This window comes from Bacillus sp. FSL K6-1006 (assembly GCF_038593175.1).
GTDB classification, from domain to species: domain Bacteria; phylum Bacillota; class Bacilli; order Bacillales; family Bacillaceae; genus Bacillus; species Bacillus safensis.
The window spans coordinates 1,215,101-1,234,040 of the sequence record NZ_CP151970.1; the positions used below are offsets into that span (position 1 = coordinate 1,215,101).

An 18,940-nucleotide genomic window follows, 5' to 3' on the forward strand; every position below is an offset into this window, starting at 1 on the left:
TAGAACCTTATTAAATCAGTCTTTTTCAGGGAAGGTCTATTTGCTTCAGATGAGGTCATTCACCTTGACAGGGTAGAGGTCGCTGGTTCGAGCCCAGTCGGAATCATCGTTGAAACCCTTGCTTAGCAAGGGTTTTTTGTTTTTTTGACAACGAATATTTGTTCTATTTATTTTAATTGGGGACGAATTGGGGGGCGAACTTTATCCGCCAGATTGTTTCCAGTTGGCAGGAGGTTTTCGATTGCTTGCCTAACAGTCTTCTCGTCTTTACCTGTTTTTCTTTTCAGATCATCAATTGTTGGATTCTTACGGAAGCGGCTCATATTATAAATAATTCGATAAATCTTTCTCTCGAGATCAGACATACAATCACCACCAAAAATAGTTTGTCAGAATATAAGTTCGTGTTGAAGTTTAGTTAAATGAAATTAGGAGGAAATAAACTTTGAAATCTTTTTGGGAAATAGACGAGGAAGGTTACTATACGTTAAAAAAGATCACCGCAGAAGAAGTAGATAAGGCTGAAAAGAAACTAGGAGTCACTTTACCAGATACATATAAAAAGCTCATATTAGAACAGAATGGTGGTTATACAGTTCATAATGCTTTTCCAACCAATCACTCTAATTCATGGGCTGAGGCTCATATTCAATTTAATCATCTTTTGGGAATTGCAGAAGATGAGGGGATTATGGATAGTGCCTATTTAATAAAAGAGTGGGAGCTGCCAGAAGGGCTTGTTTTGATTAACGGGGATGGCCATACTTGGGTAGCGATGGATTATCGAAAAACGAAAGAGAATCCTGCAATTCATTATTTTGATGTTGAGATGGAAGAAGACTTTAAGTTAGCAGATTCCTTTGATGAATTCATTGAGGGGCTTTATACAGCTGAGTACACTGCCGATGAGGAAGCAGCAGAGGGTGAATATGAACTTTCTGAAGTTCATTTAAGTAAAGAAGAACTTGAAGCCATATTTGAATTGGACGTCCTTGATGAAGAGAATCTTTATAAAATTCAATACTACCCGATGGTTGATTTGAACGAAATTGAATGTTTTTTTAAAAAGATGCAATATCACATTGAAAAAACAAGAGATGAAGATGATCTTTATGAAGTAGCTTCTGCGATTAACAACGTTCTCTTATTGAATCCCAATATGCCAATCAACGATAAAATTAATGGAAATCTAAATCAAATTGCTAAATTTTTAGAAAAAAATAAAGATCCACTTATAGTAAATCTCGGAGAACATATTGCTATGAAAACAAGTTTCCTTTAGTAAGCTTGGGCACAAAAAACAGGCCATACTAGTGGAAGATTTATTTGGAGTATCATCAAATAATAAAAGGCATACCAGAGAGGCGAATTCGTCTCTCTTTTTTGCGGTTTCTTTTCGGTGTGGAATATTCAAACGGATGATAATATATGTAATTATAGGGAAAATAAAGGAATGGATAGGGGGAGGTTTGTTTGGGAGAAAAAGTAGCAAGCCCATTTGTTGCTAAAATGATCGGTGATTGGTACGGATATATAAAGAAACAGGACATTCTAAAGGCTGAAAATAAGAGAAAAGAGATCGTAATAGCCTTTGAAAATATGGAAGAAGATCAAAATGTCTTATTATACTTTAACTTGATTGATTCCAGATACAAAATGTTGGCGCAGGAGTTTGAGGGATCAAAAGATATATTGAAGCAAATAGACATTGAAGAGAAGCAGAAAACGGATGACATGATTCAGTATTATTATTTCTTCTTCAATGGCATGTATGAGTTTTATAAAAAGCGCTTTTCAGACGCTATCAACTATTATCATATTGCAGAGACCCGACTTCGAAACGTTCCTGACGATTTAGAACGTGCTGAATTTAATTATCAGCTTTCGATTGCATACTACGAAATCGCACAAAATCATTTCTCCATTAACCACGCCAAAAAAGCTTTAGAAAGCTTTAAATCAGCAGATTTACAAGAGAGTCGGGTTGCTACTACTCTAATGGTAATCGCATCAAATAAGATGGATTTAAACCAATTTGTACAAGCTGAATCCACCTATAAGGATGCTATCAATTTAGCAGCAGAATCTAAAATTGATTTTCCACAAGCGCTAGGGTATTTCAATCTTGGGATATGTTATGAGCGTCAAGGAAAGCTTCAGCAAGCTTTAGAATGTTTACAAAATGTCTTTTCAGTTGAATTAAAAAAGCCACACAAACCACTGTATATGAGAACAAATTACATGTTAGCGCGTGTACTCTTCCAGTTAGATAAAAAAGCTGAAGGGCTGGATGCACACAATGAGTCACTCATGTTAGCGAATGAATTAGCTGACAATGCGTATATTGCTAAGTTAAATATCATACATTCAATATATGTAACAGATGATGAAATTCAGCTCGACGCAGCTCTTGATGTACTGAAAAAGCAAAAACTTTGGACAGATGCCGCAGAATTGTCAATTATGGCAGCAAGATTTTATAAAAAGCAGGATAATTACAAACTGGCATCAAAATACTTTGATGAAGGTTTGGAATCACAGGCCAAAAAATTGACATGGATGGAGGAGGAAGCTGAATGAAGCACCTGAAAGTTATGATATTAAGCCTTACCTTATTAATGGGGATCACAACCACTGTACATATAAATTCCTCAAATGATTTTCAAACCGCAGAAAACGGCTACTTTGGTTAAGCATGAAGTCTATTAATAAAAAAGCCCTTTTTGGGGGCTTTTTTTATTTGAATATTATCTGCTATTTTCATTGCTGTTTCAATTGATCAAAACACAACTTCAAAACGTATAGACAAAATAAAAACAGACCCTGCAAGGTCTGTTTTTATGGGGACGGATGGGGCCTAATCATTACTATCTTTTTCATTAAGATTAGAAGTTCCCTATACGCTCCATTGCTTTATCAAAAGCTGCTTTTCTTTTGTATCTTCATAGTCAATACTTTGAATTATGTATACAAAAAGAATTTAATTACTTCGATTTTTCTCTCCCCAATCACATAACTGTTCTAAAATTGGTAAAAGTGTTTCTGCCTTATTTGTAAGACTGTATTCCACTTTGGGGGGGACTTGTGGATATTCCTTTCGTATAATCATCCCATCTGCCTCTAAATCTTTAAGTTGTGCACTCAATGTTTTAAAGGTAATCGTTCCAAGTCTCCTTTTCATATCATTAAAGCGAACGGGTTGATTTTCCGAAAGGAGATACAGAATTAGCATTTTCCATTTGCCTCCTATAACTGATAAAGTATATCCAAAAGGTGTCTCTTGGATATTACCCGTTTTTCTATAATCGGCCATACTCATATTGACACTATCCTTTCTGGTAGTAACTATCTAAATAGTGCGTACTTTTTTTCTCTCTATATTCATTTTATACTTACTTTACTTTGAAATAAAGGAGAGAAAACGATGACTAATATTAAAACCTACAATCACAATCTATGGGATCACGGTATTACCCAAGGATATAGCGTTAAAGGAACAATCTACATTTCAGGTCAATTTTCATACGATAAAAATGGTATGTTCGTTGGTAAGGAGAATATTGAAGCTCAGACTCTGCAAACATTTGAGAACCTTGATCGGGTATTGGTGGAATTGGGAGCTACGAAATCCAACATTGCATATGTTGAAATTTTTCTAACAAATCCACAAGAACACTCCGAAACGGTCATAGATCTATTCAAGGAATACTTAGGTCAACACAGACCAGCTGGCAGTCTCATTGGTGTGACATATCTGGCTTTCCCAGAGCAATTGATTGAAGTCAAGGCTATCGCACACACTGATTAAATATGTTATCGTATGCACATCATCATGAAAATTGTTATTATGTTACTGCGAAAGGTCTTAAACCTAACCCGGACGGAATTCACATCAATGCGATGTCCCAGAGAATATTTGGTATAAGATACTATGAAGCATTTCGAAAAAAAGAACATATACATGAGCCATTACCAAATGAACATGAGTTAGTGAATGAATGTCATAATAGAATGAATACCTCAGCGGAGAAAACATATATAGCACTAGAAAAGTTCACGTTAGGAAAGATGACTTACGAAGAGTTGCTGAAGGCCTTATCGTAGGTAAAACTCATGGTAGACTTTGAATGGACAGAAACACATATCTCTTGAAAGGATGATTGAGGTGGTGAAAACAGATAAAGTCTCCTCCTGAATACATGAAATCACATTCAGGAGGAGATAAAAATGTTTAAACAAATAGACGAAAATTATCCGAGAAAAGAGCACTTTCATCATTATATGAAGGTAACCCGATGCTCATATAGCCTGGTGATCGATCTAGACATCACGAAATTGCATTCAATATTAAAAGAAAAAAAGCTAAAAGTATATCCTGTGCAAATTTATTTGTTAGCAAGGGCTGTGCAAAAAATACCGGAGTTTCGGATGGATCTAGTGAACGATGAACTTGGTCACTGGGATCTTCTCCATCCTAGTTATACGATTCTAAATAAAGCAGCAAAGACATTTTCAAGTATTTGGACGCCTTATGACGAAAACTTTGCTCGGTTTTATAAAAGCTGTGTAGCGGACATTGAAACTTATAGTGAAAGTAACAAACTCTTTCCGAAACCTAATATGCCAGAAAACATGTTCAATATTTCAAGTCTGCCGTGGATTGATTTTACTTCTTTTAACCTTAATGTATCTACAGATGAAACTTATTTACTGCCGATATTTACGTTAGGTCAATTTAAGATGAAAGGAGAAAAAATCATCCTACCCGTTGCGATTCAAGTACATCATGCTGTTTGTGATGGCTATCACGTCGGTCAATATGTGGAATATTTGAGGTGGCTTATAGAACATTGTGAAGAGTGGTTAAGCGATTCATTGTATACTTAATTTTCAAAAGGTGTAGTCATTTAGAAAAAGGCAGACTTTGCAGAGTCTGCTTTTTCTGTTGTTAGAAGAAATGTGTAAAATCGCGGTTACTCAATTGTTCTTTTTGCGGTTTCTTTTCGGTGCCTTGTAAACTCATACATGTGATAATAAATGTAATATAAGGGAAATTAGTGGAAGGGGAATAAGGGATGGAGAAAGTTCTTTCTTCACATGTTGGTGTGAAAATAAATGAATGGTATAAAATGATACGGCAATTCAGTGTACCCGATGCAGAGATTTTGAAAGCTGAGGTAGAACGAGAAATTGAGCGAATGGAAGAGGACCAAGACCTGCTCATTTACTATCAATTGATGTGTTTTCGACATCAGCTTATGCTCGATTATATAAAACCTTCATTCGATCAATCAATTTCCGCGCTAGTCGATAAAATAGAGAATTCTAACCATCAACTGTCTGGAATGTTGCAATACTATAATGCCTTTTTTAGAGGTATGCATGAATTCAGTAAGAAAGAGTATGTACAAGCCATTCAATATTATAAGATTGCTGAGAGGCAGCTGGCGCTTGTTGTAGATGAAATTGAACAAGCAGAATTCCATTTTAAAGTTGCTGAAGCATATTACATTATGAAACAAACCCATGTTTCTATGCACCATATTATAAAAGCCCTAGAGATTTATGATCGTTATGATCTTTATAAGGTGAGAAAAATTCAAAGTCTATTTGTGATCGCAGGAAATTATGATGATTTTAAACGATATGAGAAGTCGCTCCCCCACTTACATAAAGCACTAGATCTTGCTGAAGAAATAAATGATCAAAGATTAATCGCTAAAACTTATTTGAATCTTGGAAATACGTATGACAGGCAACAGGATTATATTAAAGCTGCTTCCTTCTATAAAAAAGGGTTGGATAAGATGACTGAAAACAATGAAGATATTAGACCAAGATTATTTTTTAGTTTAAGTTGGACTTTGTTTAAAAGTGATAAAACAAAAGAAGCACTTGAATATATCGCTAAAGGAATAAAAAGTGCAACAGCAGAAAACAATCTGTTTTATAAAACATTGCTCAATTCATTAAAGACAATTTATGTAGATGAAGGTATTGAAAATATACGAAAAATGTTTAAAGGGTTAGAGGAAAAGAAGTTGTATCCTTATATTGAAGAGTTTGCTTTAAGCCTTGCAAATCTTTATGAAAAAAGGAATGATTCGGAGAGGGTAGCAGATTATTATAGAACTGCCATAGAAGCTCAAACCGAAATCCAAAAAGGGGAGTGTTTATATGAATATTAAAATGAAGATATTGATTAGCGCCACTTTATTGGTAGGTGCTGCTTGCCTAGGTTCTTTTAATTACTCACAAGAATCAACTGATCGAAATACCACCGTATTTCCTCAAAAAACCGATCGAAACACGACGATGATCGATCCAAATTCAACATTTGAAAACTCATAGGCAAAACTAAACAGACCTTGAGGGTCTGTTTTTTTAAAATGGGGACAGATTGGGGACGAACCCTTTCAGTTTTTTATCAGAAATGCACTTGCACATTATAGAACCTTATTAAATCAGTCTTTTTCAGAAATTCTACAAGACATCACAAAAATCCTTTGACGCCCTAAAGACATCCCAAAAAGGTTTATACGGCCTCACCGCCACCAACGGCTTCAGCGAAGCGATCACAGGCCGAGACATGTTTGGAAACAAGATCTCAAAAGAACAGCAAGAAGCAAGTATGAACGCGGCGCTTGGAAAGCTTTTGCCGTTTGGGGCGAAAGGGTTTCATGGAAAAATGGGGATTAAGAAAGATGAGAAAAATTCTTTATCTCCAGGTAATGGATTAGCTATACATGAATCTAGAGGTGGACACTTAATAGAGAGACATGTTGGGAAAACAGATGAAGAACTATTAGAAAGGCTGAAAAGTAATCCTAAAATCACGGGTTCTTCTACTTTTAACGATAGAATGACTGCAGAAAGAGTTGCTGATTCAGTTTTGGGTGATCCGAAGAGTGTTGATAAAATACAAAAGTGGTTATCCGACCCCAACAGTAGACCTACATTACCATTAAAATATAAGGGTGATGGAGAGGTAATTGGAAGAAGTGTTTCGAGAAATTCAGAAGTAGTTGAGAATGTTACAAATGCAAAAATTATACTGAAAAAAGATGAGAATGGCGGTTTTATTTTAACAGGATACCCTGTTAAATAGAAAGAAGGATGATAAAATGAATGAGAGTTACAGTTATTTAGAGGAGTTAGAAGATTTTTTAGGTGGGACATTTCATCAGGATATCGATTCACCAGAAGAAGCGTTAGAGGAGTTTATTCATGAAGCTACTAAAGAATGTCTGCTGTCTACTATAAAGGATTGTCAGGATTTTTTGAATGGTACTTTAACAATAGAAGAAAAAGAAAGCTTTATCGAAAATAATGCAGAAATCTATTTTCCGGCGATCTCATTAAATCCTATACAGTGGTTTAATAAAATAGTAGAGGAAATGAAAGAAGCAGTGAAAATGAAGTAACTAAATGATCCTTGATCGGCCAATGCCTTTCAAGGTTTTTTGTGTCAATTGGTCATCAAATCAAGAAAAAGGGGATCTTTTTTCTATGCGGATCATCGTATGATATAGATAAACAAAACGAACGTGAATATTTTGTCCAGAAGGAATAACATGCGGATGCTGGCATTGAGCACTTTAAGTGCCTGGTACTTGGCCACTCCAGCCAGATCTTTTTTATATCTACTGATAAATTCTTTATTGGATGAAGGAATTGAACGGGTTTGTAATTTGAGGTTTTAAAAAGGTAAATGAGTAGTTGGTCAATGATATACTGATCTCATTAGAAACTAGGAGGTCCCCACTTTGAAACCATTTTGGGAGAAAGAAGAAGAGAGTCCTTTCACGTTAGAAAAGATAGATGAGGAAAAAATTCGTGAAGCAGAGGGAAGACTTGGTGTCACTTTACCTGATACATATAAAAAGCTCATTTTAGATTGGAACGGTGGTTTTACAGTGCGTAATGCGTTTCCAACTGATCAGCCGAATTCATGGGAGATGATCATGTTCAATTTGACCATCTAAGAGGAATCGCCAAAGATGATGGCATCATGAATAGTTCCCAGTTAAGTGATGAATTGGAGCTGCCGGAGGGACTTGTGATCATCAGCGGAGAGGAAGAGACATGGATCGCAATGGATTATCGAAAAACGAAGGAACACCCGCCTATCCACTATTTTGATTTAGAAATGGGAGTCGATTTTAAGCTGGCGGATACTTTCGATGATTTTATTGAGCAGTTATATACAGCTGAAGATGTGATGATCGAGGTAGTAGAAATTGATGAGGAATGCTCGGATTTGTATATCAGTAAAGAAGAGCTTGAACAAATTTTTGAGAGACAAGACCTTTGTCAGCAGAATCTCTTTAAAATGGCACATTATCCGATGGAAGAAATTGAAGAGATTGAATGGTTTTTCGATCGTATGAAAAAATGCATCAAACAGATAAAAGATCAACATGTTTTGTATGAAGCAGCGACAACGATTCACTCCATCCTTCTGTTAAACCCGGATATGCAAAGAAATGACCTTATCAATCAAGAGCTGAAAGAAATAGCGGAGTTTCTAGAAAATAGTGGTGAGCCTGATACCGCTTTTTTGGGAGAAGACATTCATCCAGTGAAAAAACGATAGTGAAAGAAGAAAAGCCCCTGAAAAGGGCTTTTTTTGTAATCTTATTGAAAGTCATATTTAAATGAAGTATAGTAGTTTTAAATTATGAAGAGGAGGATGGTTAAAAATGATGCATGCAGGAAGATTACGCCAGAAAACTTTGAACAATCAATAATTTCATATGTTCAAAGGCTCTGTTTTCATCAAACAGAGTAAACGGGGTAGTCTGCACATTTTTAATCATTTTCAGCGGTCAAGTATGTAACTTTACTTGAAGACAGACAGATATCGTTTCTGTCTTTTTTTGTAATTTTTTATTGATATAAAGAGAGAGATGAGTCTAGCCGTGTTTACTCTAGCCACAGATAGCAGCCTATTTGTGGTTTTTTGATGATTTTCTTAACGCCTGTTGATCATGAATAAATGAGCAATTGGAGGAAAAGAATATGAATAGACTAGAATTAAAGCAATTAGCCAAACATCACGGATTAGAAATTTTAGAGAATACCATCAAAATAAATGAATCAGGTGTGGATTTCCGTGTCGCACATGTCGAAGATTTACATGGTGATCAATGGATATTAAGAATGCCTCGCAGACCTGAATCAATGAAACATACCTTACAAGAAAAAAAGACATTAGATCATATGAGTAAGCAGGTTCACTTTCAGGTCCCTCAGTGGTCTATCTTTACAGAAAGTCTGATTGCTTATAAACAATTAGAGGGGGTACCGGCGGCTAGTATTGATGTGGAGAAGCAATCATATGTGTGGAGTTTTGATCAAACGAAAGTACCGCAAGCTTATTATGAATCATTAGGAAGAGTTCTAGCGAATGTACATTCCTTAGATCAACAGCCATTTAAAACGATCGGTGTGGAGATGCTCAGTGCTCATGAATTAAGAGGATCAATGAAACAGCGAATGGAACGTGTCAAATCGCAATACACCATTAACAGCGGGTTATGGGAGCGCTGGCAAGAATGGATAGCTAAAGATTCTTTATGGCCGCCTTTCGTGGGAGTGAAGCATGGAGATTTGCATCCCGGCCACATTCTGATTGATGAAAATCAATGTGTGACGGGTGTGATTGATTGGTCTGAAGTGGGGGTTGGTGATGTATCTGCAGACTTTTTGTCGCATCAACTTCTCTTTGGGAAAGAAGGGTTAACAAAACTTATCCATGCATATGAAAAAGCAGGCGGGAGAACTTGGCCAGGAATGGATGAACATATAATAGAACTTCTGACGACAAGTGCGATCACTGTGGCCGAGTACGCACAGAGATCAGGATTGAAAGATATGCATGAAACTGCAGCATACATGTTGGCAAACGAAAGCTAATCAATCAGAACGAATCCAAAAAAAGCCCTGAAAAGGGCTTTTTTTAATCTAATTCATGAAAAAACTGTTTGAGTTGATCAATGAAAACGGATTTGGATTTTCCTTTTTTATAAATGAACTCGATATTGATGTTGAACAAATGATTCAGCATCTTCGTATGTTTAGTTTTCCCAGGATTGAAATTTTGCAATTGTGGGATTTGCTTGGTATTGATAAAACGCTTCAATATCCTGTCTATCGAATTGGCGAATAACAACTCGGTTTGTTCTTGTAAATATGCTGTTTGCATTCTTCATGTGTTAACCTCACTTTTTAGTTTGTTCTTGATTTGAAAAAGTCTATCAGCCATTCAGATAGCTGCTGTTGTGCTTTGCTGACAAATCGATCTGCATAATAAATTAATTCCAAGTGCCGGACAGGTGCTGGATCAGCAATAGGAATCGAAACAATATTAGGCCACATCGAATGTTGCTTTAGTAATCCTCTTGGCTGAATGGTTGCACCGATGCCGGCTTCAACCAGCTGCAATAGCGAAAACGCGGACCCAACCTCCATGGCAGTGTCTAGTTCAACACCCTGTTCTTTACATACGTCATCTACTAAATCCCTTCCTAGATATCCCTTCGGATACATGACCAACGCACGGTGAGTCAGCTCTTTTAATGACACTTCGCTCTTTTGGGCCAAATCACTTTCTGAATGAACAAATAATTCGTAAGGCTCACTTCCAAGTGGAATTTGAACGAGACGCTTATCCGCAGGCCCTCGCAGTCCGATGCCGAGATCCACTTTATGCGAAAGGACTTCTTCACGAACGAAGATATTTGAATATGCCTTTAGATTGGTTTCTGGATAAAGAGTTTTAAATTCTACAAATAGTGGCACCAGCTGAAAATCAAGATCTGAAGGGAGTACTGCGAGACGAACGGTTCCTCGTTTTTCCGATAATAGTTCTTTCATCGCATTTTTTGCATCTCTTTCAGCTTGAAGCATTTTCACGCCATATTGATAAAGCAGCGAACCAGCTTCGGTAGCAACGACCTTTTTGCCGATTCGATCAAAGAGTGGCATCCCAACTTCTGCTTCAAGCAGTCGAATTTGCTGGCTAAGTGTAGGCTGTGATATACCTAGCTGCTCAGCGGCTTTTGTAAAATGCAAATGGTTGAATACAGCCATAAAATAGGTAATATGCCGGGTATCCATATGTCCACCTTTCATAAATGATAGTCATTTCCTATCATCATAATACGATTTATTGTATTGATCAATGAATGCGGCAGATTTATACTCAAAGTAACCTTAACAAGATGAGAGAGAAAGAAGGGTATTGATGAAAAAAATATATTATTTAGTCGCTTTATTTTTAGCCGCTTTAAACTTACGTCCGATCATTACTTCCGTGGCTTCCATGATGAGCATGATCCAATTAGAGCTTGGAGTAAACGCACTGACAGCAAGTCTTTTGACCACTTTGCCTGTCCTTTGTATGGGAATATTCGCTCCCGTTGCAACGATACTCAGCCGGCGTTTTGGTTTAGAGAGAACGCTGTTTTTCTCGATTCTTCTTATCACGATTGCCACTGGACTGCGTGGTACTAGCCAATCGGTTGCTATCCTGCTCATGACTGCGTTTGCTGGAGGGGTAGGGATTAGCTTCGCAGGTCCTTTATTGTCTAGTTTTATTAAAAAATATTTCCCGAGAAATCCTGGTATTGTCAGTGTGTATTCAATTTCGATGACAATAGGTGCAGCGCTCGCTTCCGGCTTCACGATTCCGATTTATCTACGCAGTCAGCATCATCTTCCATTTGCATTGTCCTGCTGGGCTATTCTAGGGGTGATCGCCCTTATTCTATGGATAGGTTTAGCTCGCAAAAATGAGCAGAATGATCTTGTAACGTTGCCGTTAAAATTGCCGCTGCGAAACAAAAAGGCCATTCAATTCACCTTGTTCTTTGGCTTTATGTCCAGTATGTTTTATTCTTTGACGGCATGGATTTCACCGATTGCTCTTAGTTTTGGAAACAGTCCGCAATATGCTGCCATGCTCTTGACCATATTTACACTCATTCAGATTCCGGTGGCACTACTCGTTCCAGCGGTCGTTACTCGATTAGGAAAACCGAAATTATTTCTCATCTTATGCAGTCTGTCTGAACTCATTGGACTTATCTTTCTTCTTCTGCCAATGCCGATCTTGCCAGCCGTCATTTTCCTAGGTATGGGTGCCGGGGGGTTATTTCCTTTAGCGCTTATGCTCCCGATTATGGAGACGAGTACTCCGGAGGAAGCCGGAACCTGGTCCGCGATGTCGCAGATGGGCGGGTACATCGTGGGTGGATTCGGTCCGTTTTTCATTGGTTTGGTTTTCGATCTAAGCGGACATTTTTATGCTTCCATTGTGGCAATGCTTGTCATCGTCTCGTTAATGATTGGCGTTCAGTTATCAATGAAACTTGGTAGAAAAGAAGAAGTGTCGAGTTAAATGATGCAGCTTCACATTTCAATATAAACGGGGGAATTCTATTGCTCATTCGAGAAGCAAAAACGATCGATTATCCACAATTAAGACAAATCTGTTTAGAATCCCGGCGCCAGAGCTTTCACTGGCTCAATCCAGAAGAACTCCATCTGCAAGATTTTGATCAAGATACGCAGGAAGATCAAATTTTCTTAGCTGAGGACAACAATAAAATCCTTGGATTCATTTCTCTATATGTACCAGATCGTTTTATTCACCTTTTGTTTGTACATCCAGAAGCTGCTGGTCAAGGGGCTGGCGATCTGCTGCTCAAACAAGCGATAAAAGTTTTAGGAACACCGGTCACCCTCAAATGTGTCTCCGACAATCACAATGCTTTATCTTTTTATCAAAAAAGAGGGTGGAAGGCTGTTGTGGAAGAAGGAGAACCTGGGGCGGAATACTGGGTGCTTATTTATGAATAGAAGTCATTTTATCTTATCATTCACAGGGCCCTTATAGGGCCTTTTTGCGGTTTCTTTTCGGTGTCGAATGGCGCATAAAATAGTAATATATGTAATTATAGGGAAAATAGAGGAAGGGGTAAGAGCTGATGGAGAAAGTGCTTTCTTCTCACGTCGGTTTAAAAATCAATGAATGGTATTATCATATTCAAAAATTTAACGTACCGGACGCCGAAGCATATAAAGAGGAAATCAAATCAATGCTTGATTATATGGAAGAAAATCAAGATTTATTTTTGTATTTCTCACTCATGGAGTTCAGACATAAATTAATGCTTGATTACTTGAATCCTTTAGAAAATGGGAAAGAGCGGGCCAACTTCAAGGAGCTCGCAATGAAGATCAAAAGGGACCAAGAGAAATTAACAGGACTGCTCGAGTATTACTTCAATTTTTTCTACGGCATGTATGAATTTGAAAACTATGAATACCTAAATGCAATTACCTTCTATAAACGGGCAGAAAAAAAGCTGTCTCTTGTCAGTGACGATATTGAACGGGCCGAGTTCAATTACAAGATGGCTGAAATCTATTACCACATGAAACAAACCCACATGTCCATGCACCATATCGCACAGGCGATAGAATGCTATCGAGAAAAAGAGACATACACTGTAAGAGAAATACAATGTTCTTTTGTGATCGGATTAAACTATATAGATATGGGCTGCCCCGAAAAAGCAATACCCCATTTTCAACACGCACTAGAAAAAGCCGCCGACAACTCAACAAAACGATTAAAAGGATCAGCACTCTATAATTTAGGGTTGAGTTATTTTCATCATAATGAAATAGCCCAAGCAATTATACATTTTAATGACTCAATTCGAGCATTTAGAGAGCAGGGATACGAACATTTAAATAGAATCTTAGACCCGCTCATTATGTTGTCAAAAGCCTATTTCAAAAAGAAAGAAAAGGATTTAGGTAAGTATGCTTTATATAACGGCATAGAACTATCTGAAAAGCTGAAAGACCATGTGCTGTTATTGATATTCAAATTTTTAAGATCACTATATGTTGACAACAATTTTGAGCAGTTGGAAAAAATTATGGAATCGCTAGAAATAAAGTCAATGTATCCTGATCTTGAAGATTTAGCAAAAGATGCTGCAAAATATTATAATGAAATGGGAGATAAAGACAATGCGATGCATTTTTATGAAAAGATTCTTTATTTCCAAACTCAAGTGAAGCGGGGGGACTGTCAGTATGAAATTTAAAACGTTATCAATAGTATTTGTGATGATCAGTGTCATCAGTATTGTTGGTTATTTTACATCTGAAGTGACAGCAAGTCATGATGAAGCTAGGAGAGGTCATACTGCAAGTATCGGTTATACTGCTTAAATAAAAAGCCCTTAAAGGGCTTTTTATTTTAAGACGGAATATATGCTATGAATAAAGAATATTTTTTCCATAGAAAAGATATTGAGGAGGAAGTAAAGTGACAATGTTAAAATCAACATTATTTCGAAGGATTTTCATTATATCTTTTGCTTTAGCCTTTATGATTAGCCTGTTCAATATGGCTGTGTTTCCAGGGACGCCAGCGTCTTATTATGTTGGCCTAGTTTGTAAGATGTTGTTTATCAGTTTGTTAAATGGTTTGTTTTTTGGAACAATCATCTATTTGATTGGCGTCTTTCTCGGTGCTAAATCTTCAAAGGAAAATCAATAAAAAGTGAGCGGCTATAGTCTGCTCTTTTTTATTTGAAAAAATTTGATATCTAATGAAGAGAAAATGAGTTACTTCATGTACGATCTAGATCGTAAATCCAACATATGTATTTTTCATCATACATTACATTATTTTTAATATCCTACTGCATTCTATTTTAAAGGATGTTACCGTTGGATGTAAGGAATGATTGGCCAGTCTTCCAATAAGTGTTGGAGGGAAATCATGAATTACAAAATAGAAATGTTAAAGAATATGAAAATGGTGTTTATGAGAAATATAGGACCATACGGCAGCAAAAAGAATTTAGATATGATGAAAAGTTTTAAAAAATGGATAGCCCAACATCATTTAAATGATGAATTGGAGGAATATGGTATATATGGTGTTCCTCAAGATGATCCTGAAAGAACTTTACCTGAAAGATGCAGATATGATTTCATGTTAATGACAAATAGAGATTTCTCAAAAGATCAAATGGTTCAGACTGGTCATTTTGAAGGGGGAAAGTATGCCGTTTTTACGGTGAAACATACGACTGAAAAAGTGAATTTGTTTTGGAGTCATTTACCTCATGTTATTCAAAACAATCATTTGGACATTCGTCAGGCTCCTATTATAGAGCGATATAGAGAAGAAGAAGGCGAAGATAAGGTGTGTGAGTTCTTACTGCCTATTTTTTAAAACCCTTGTCGAACTTCTAAGAATAAATTTGTAGATGTGATATGTAGCTGAGGGACAATGACATTCCTCGGAAGAATGAAAGAAACTCATTGTAGTCCGAATAAGCACAACTTATAGACATAATGAAAACTGACCTTTATGGTCTGTACAGATTGTTGACAAAGGGCTAAAATGATCTTTGTTTTAGGCCTTTGTCTTTTTTTCAGCGTGATAGAAAACCTTTGAAGTCTAGGAAGGACGCGCACTGGCGCGGAGCGAATTTGTCATTCGTGAGCCAGCAGCGCGCAAGACTGACAACGAATGCGATATTGAATATATCGCATGAATGAGGAGTGATTAAAATGTTGAAATCAACATTATTCCGAAGAATTTCCACTATATTTTTTATGATTAGCCTATTCAATATGGCTGTGTTTCCAGGGACACCAGCGTCCTATTATGTTGTGCTTATTAGTAAAATGAAGATATTGATTAGCACCGCTTGATTGATAGGTGCCGTGCTTCACACAAAACATCATTCCTTTATTAGCCTGGAATGGAAGGCAAGCGTATAAGTCGATAACTGAACAACGCAGTCTCAAAAGTCCTCCGTGTCTCATTTTTCTTCCGTAAAACTCCACTTTAAACTCATTCAAAAAATTTCTATGTGAATAGACTGTATGGAATATAAAAAATAGAGAAGGAGGCATTATCGTGGGAAATATAACACAGAATTTATCGGCTCTTGGTTTAAATATCTCGCAAAGTGTAAATTTTGGTAAAAACCAATCATCAAATCCTACCGCAAGTTCGAAATTTAATGGGCTTTTTGCGGGACTTACACCAGGTACTGCTCTCGGTATCGTCGGTGATTCAGGTTATTTTTATGGCCCAGGTAGTTTTGTTACTTATAACCAAACAGAGGGCATTGTATTTTTTAATGACCCAACTTCGGTTGGAGGTACTGCAACTAGTTTAATAGATGTGAATAAAATTGAAAGTGTAACGTTAACTGGTTAAATATAGTAGACTTTCGGTAAAGTGTGAATATACCTATAGCTGGTATGCGTTAGTATTAACTTAAGAGGGATTTTCCAGGGGAATAATCTAATTAAGCAATGAAGTTGCTAACGCTATATTCATTTGAAGATGTACAGAAAATGTTATCGACAAATAAGAAAAAACATCATTCAGCTTTTTGCTGGGTGATGTTTTTCTTATATCAATAAACAGCTTAAAACAAAGTCGATTCGAGATAACAATTGAGGGGATGCATGATTGAGTGTTTTTTACTAAAAGAACAGACTGTTAATCGATCTGTCAGCTAGCTCATTATAGAGGATTTTGTTGTTGAATCATTCAATAGCTTCAATAACAAGTGTCTGTCAGTAGAATCAAAGCTTGATGCCATTTCTTCTTCATCACTTCATTTATCAGCATGTGCCCATGCTATACTTTGACTAGATCAATTTGTAAATGGAGGCTCATGATAGGGGGAGCATTGTGTTATTCATCATAGGTATCGTTATCGCTTTTTTTATTGCTTTTTTAGGCTTTACTGTTTTATTAGAAGTTGGTAATGGCGGGGGAACTGCTATCAGTATAATTGGTGCAGTGATCATTTTACTGATAGCGGGTAGATTACAAAGAAAGAGAGAACAGAACGAACCAAATATCATGTTAGACAAGATGATGATGCTCTTTCACGAAAATGGGTTTCACTTTTCAAAATACTTCTTTTCACAAAATGTTGACAAGGCATTGGCAGTTAATGAAGAGGCAAAGAAAATACGTTTTATTAAACATCAATCTAGCGGGTCATCTCGTAAATCTACATTTGCAGTCACTGACCTTTCACTGAAAGATATTCATCAAGTCGAAATTTTAGAAGATGGTGTACCGAGTGAACATTCAATTGAGATCGACTATACAGGAGCGTTTTCAGAAGAGATTTCGACGCTTCAATTAAGGTTAACAATGAATGATAAAGAAAAATCAACTATCACCATCACTTTTCTACAATTTGATTTACCTGTTAGTAAGAATAACGCTGAATATTTGGCTGAACGAGAAAGTTTGGATGAGGTGTATCATCATATTGATGTAATGATGAAATCTGCTGATTAAATACATTCCATGAAGTTACTATAAAGAAAGGAGTCACAGTTTCATGTGATTCCTTTTTTATCTTTGTTCTTGATCACCTATAGCGTGGTGAAAGGTAAAGTGAACTGGGAAATTTCTCGTCCCATTTTCTTTTACACATATAATGAACTACTGACAAGGCTGGTCCAGTTATTGTAGTTGAATGTTTTTCTCAAAAATGAATAAAGATAGAGTAGATAAGAAACGAACATTGATATCGAAATGACTCATGTGATGAGGAGGAAACATACATGCAAAAGCTTTGCAGGGAAGTCTGGATCGAGGTCAATCTTGACGCGATTAAAAGAAATATCGAAGCCATTCAAGCGCATATTCCAAGGAAAAGCAAGATCATGGCTGTCGTAAAGGCAAATGCTTATGGACACGGCTCAGTTGAAGTAGCGCGGCAGGCACTAGAAAGCGGTGCGACAGAGCTTGCGGTTGCCAGCTTGGAAGAAGGTATTGTATTGCGGAGAGCAAAAATTGAAGCACCGATTCTGGTCCTTGGATTTACCCCGCTCGACTGTGTGAAAAGGGCTGCAGCCTGGAGAATTGATCTCTCCGGCCTTCGAGAAGACTGGATTGTTCAAGCAAATGAGATCTTAGCGGAAGAAGAAAGTCAGCATCGCCTTGGGATTCATGTCAATGTTGACACAGGGATGGGACGATTAGGTGTACGGACAAAGGAAGAGCTGTTAGAGGTGGTGGAGGCGCTTGAAAAGAGTGAAAACCTGAGGTGGGATGGAATATTTACGCATTTCTCCACTGCGGATGAGCCTGACCCTGATTTCACACTAATGCAGCACAGCATTTTTATTGATTTTCTTCGTTTCTTAAAAAAAGAAGGCATTACTTTGCCCACGGTACATATGAACAATACAGCGGCTGCCATCGCATTTCCTGAATTTAGCGCAGATATGATACGGCTAGGCATCGGACTTTATGGACTGTATCCTTCGCAATACATTAAGAGTTTAGATGCTGTTAAGCTAGAGCCCGCTCTCAGTTTAAAAGCAAGGATTGCATTCGTGAAGGAAATGGTGACAAAGCCAAGGACCGTCAGCTATGGGGCAACCTATGTAGCAAAACCTGATGAAGTTATAGCAACCATACCAATCGGTTATGCAGATGGGTACTCACGAGCATTATCCAATCGAGGATTTATGCTTTTCCGCGGAAAACGAATGCCGATTGCTGGCCGCGTCACCATGGATATGACGATGATCAGTTTAGGAGAAATGAAAGCAAAGCAAGGCGAAGAAGTCGTCATATATGGTCGTCAAAAGGGCGGAGAAATTTCTGTCGATGAAATCGCCGAAATGCTCAATACGATCAACTACGAAGTCATCGCCACCTTAAGCCGGCGCGTCCCAAGATTTTATCGTCGCGGCGGAAAGATTATTAAAATATCGACACCGGTGATGTATGTGTGAGGGTAAATAACAGGTGCAATTTGAGGATATTTGTTCTGGTGTACAATGATAAAAATTAAATTTTATTACAAATATGTCGATAAAAGGAGGGATATTTAAGATTTGGAGGAATGAA

At 37.2% G+C, this 18,940-nt stretch carries 19 protein-coding genes and 2 pseudogenes; 18 read left to right on the plus strand and 3 right to left on the minus strand.

Annotated elements, in window-relative coordinates; all coding sequences use genetic code 11:
* Nucleotides 1-167: 167 nt before the first annotated feature.
* Complete coding sequence (locus NSS65_RS06235) at nt 168-365, minus strand: hypothetical protein (RefSeq protein WP_065214243.1); 198 nt, start codon at nt 363-365, stop codon at nt 168-170.
* An 80-nt stretch (nt 366-445) separates the two neighbouring features.
* On the opposite strand from NSS65_RS06235, the gene NSS65_RS06240 reads away from it, so the two are divergent.
* Both NSS65_RS06240 and NSS65_RS06245 read left to right on the plus strand, forming a co-directional pair.
* Complete coding sequence (locus tag NSS65_RS06240; RefSeq protein WP_065214244.1) at nt 446-1,282, plus strand: SMI1/KNR4 family protein; 837 nt, start codon at nt 446-448, stop codon at nt 1,280-1,282.
* 191 nt (nt 1,283-1,473) lie between these two features.
* A complete protein-coding gene (locus NSS65_RS06245) occupies nt 1,474-2,580 on the plus strand; it encodes a Rap family tetratricopeptide repeat protein (protein WP_268480538.1) in 1,107 nt (368 codons plus the stop codon).
* A 400-nt stretch (nt 2,581-2,980) separates the two neighbouring features.
* Here the strand turns inward: NSS65_RS06245 and NSS65_RS06250 are convergent, their stop codons facing one another.
* A complete protein-coding gene (locus tag NSS65_RS06250) occupies nt 2,981-3,319 on the minus strand; it encodes a helix-turn-helix domain-containing protein (RefSeq protein WP_025093428.1) in 339 nt (112 codons plus the stop codon).
* A 105-nt stretch (nt 3,320-3,424) separates the two neighbouring features.
* Between NSS65_RS06250 and NSS65_RS06255 the strand changes: the two genes are divergently transcribed.
* The 7 genes and pseudogenes from NSS65_RS06255 to NSS65_RS06285 all read left to right on the plus strand — a co-directional run bounded on the left by NSS65_RS06255 (nt 3,425) and on the right by NSS65_RS06285 (nt 9,918).
* Entirely contained in the window at nt 3,425-3,808 is a 384-nt protein-coding gene (locus NSS65_RS06255; RefSeq protein ID WP_061109701.1) for a RidA family protein, read from the plus strand.
* 419 nt (nt 3,809-4,227) lie between these two features.
* Nucleotides 4,228-4,887 carry a type A chloramphenicol O-acetyltransferase gene (catA, locus tag NSS65_RS06260; protein WP_065214246.1) on the plus strand — a complete coding sequence of 220 codons (660 nt, stop codon included), beginning with the start codon at nt 4,228-4,230 and terminating at the stop codon, nt 4,885-4,887.
* 188 nt (nt 4,888-5,075) lie between these two features.
* Nucleotides 5,076-6,188, plus strand: coding sequence for a Rap family tetratricopeptide repeat protein (locus NSS65_RS06265; RefSeq protein WP_326135072.1), 1,113 nt, complete (start codon nt 5,076-5,078; stop codon nt 6,186-6,188).
* A 296-nt stretch (nt 6,189-6,484) separates the two neighbouring features.
* A pseudogene (locus tag NSS65_RS06270) lies at nt 6,485-7,108 on the plus strand (RNase A-like domain-containing protein); the annotation flags it as partial.
* A gap of 16 nt (nt 7,109-7,124) precedes the next feature.
* Nucleotides 7,125-7,424 (plus strand): contact-dependent growth inhibition system immunity protein, encoded by a 300-nt coding sequence (locus NSS65_RS06275; RefSeq protein WP_034284276.1) that lies wholly within the window; start codon nt 7,125-7,127, stop codon nt 7,422-7,424.
* Nucleotides 7,425-7,766: 342 nt separating this feature from the next.
* A pseudogene (locus tag NSS65_RS06280) lies at nt 7,767-8,596 on the plus strand (SMI1/KNR4 family protein).
* A 425-nt stretch (nt 8,597-9,021) separates the two neighbouring features.
* The gene (locus NSS65_RS06285) at nt 9,022-9,918 is read left to right on the plus strand and encodes a macrolide 2'-phosphotransferase (RefSeq protein ID WP_326135073.1); all 897 of its coding nucleotides are present in this window, start codon (nt 9,022-9,024) and stop codon (nt 9,916-9,918) included.
* Nucleotides 9,919-10,230: 312 nt separating this feature from the next.
* Here NSS65_RS06285 and NSS65_RS06290 read toward each other — a convergent pair whose 3' ends face one another.
* Nucleotides 10,231-11,136 carry a LysR family transcriptional regulator gene (locus NSS65_RS06290; RefSeq protein ID WP_034284287.1) on the minus strand — a complete coding sequence of 302 codons (906 nt, stop codon included), beginning with the start codon at nt 11,134-11,136 and terminating at the stop codon, nt 10,231-10,233.
* A gap of 112 nt (nt 11,137-11,248) precedes the next feature.
* Here NSS65_RS06290 and NSS65_RS06295 point away from each other — a divergent pair, with 112 nt between their 5' ends.
* The 9 genes from NSS65_RS06295 (at nt 11,249) to alr (ending at nt 18,825) form a co-directional block, all read left to right on the plus strand.
* On the plus strand, nt 11,249-12,403 hold the full coding sequence (locus NSS65_RS06295; protein ID WP_268480543.1) for an MFS transporter: 1,155 nt from the start codon (nt 11,249-11,251) through the stop codon (nt 12,401-12,403).
* Nucleotides 12,404-12,444: 41 nt separating this feature from the next.
* Complete coding sequence (locus NSS65_RS06300) at nt 12,445-12,864, plus strand: GNAT family N-acetyltransferase (RefSeq protein ID WP_326135074.1); 420 nt, start codon at nt 12,445-12,447, stop codon at nt 12,862-12,864.
* A 128-nt stretch (nt 12,865-12,992) separates the two neighbouring features.
* Nucleotides 12,993-14,126 carry a Rap family tetratricopeptide repeat protein gene (locus tag NSS65_RS06305; RefSeq protein WP_326135075.1) on the plus strand — a complete coding sequence of 378 codons (1,134 nt, stop codon included), beginning with the start codon at nt 12,993-12,995 and terminating at the stop codon, nt 14,124-14,126.
* Nucleotides 14,116-14,253 carry an aspartate phosphatase gene (locus NSS65_RS06310; RefSeq protein ID WP_120207245.1) on the plus strand — a complete coding sequence of 46 codons (138 nt, stop codon included), beginning with the start codon at nt 14,116-14,118 and terminating at the stop codon, nt 14,251-14,253. The genes NSS65_RS06305 and NSS65_RS06310 overlap by 11 nt, the downstream gene beginning before the upstream one ends.
* Before the next feature lie 97 nt (nt 14,254-14,350).
* Nucleotides 14,351-14,584, plus strand: coding sequence for a hypothetical protein (locus tag NSS65_RS06315; protein WP_070325729.1), 234 nt, complete (start codon nt 14,351-14,353; stop codon nt 14,582-14,584).
* A gap of 225 nt (nt 14,585-14,809) precedes the next feature.
* Nucleotides 14,810-15,268, plus strand: coding sequence for a GyrI-like domain-containing protein (locus tag NSS65_RS06320; RefSeq protein WP_070325730.1), 459 nt, complete (start codon nt 14,810-14,812; stop codon nt 15,266-15,268).
* Between the two features lie 693 nt (nt 15,269-15,961).
* Nucleotides 15,962-16,267, plus strand: a complete 306-nt coding sequence (locus NSS65_RS06325; RefSeq protein ID WP_070325731.1) for a hypothetical protein — start codon at nt 15,962-15,964, stop codon at nt 16,265-16,267.
* Nucleotides 16,268-16,750: 483 nt separating this feature from the next.
* Nucleotides 16,751-17,374 carry a GlsB/YeaQ/YmgE family stress response membrane protein gene (locus NSS65_RS06330; protein ID WP_070325732.1) on the plus strand — a complete coding sequence of 208 codons (624 nt, stop codon included), beginning with the start codon at nt 16,751-16,753 and terminating at the stop codon, nt 17,372-17,374.
* Nucleotides 17,375-17,643: 269 nt separating this feature from the next.
* Nucleotides 17,644-18,825, plus strand: a complete 1,182-nt coding sequence (gene alr, locus NSS65_RS06335) for an alanine racemase (RefSeq protein ID WP_070325733.1) — start codon at nt 17,644-17,646, stop codon at nt 18,823-18,825.
* The last annotated feature ends 115 nt before the right edge of the window (nt 18,826-18,940 follow it).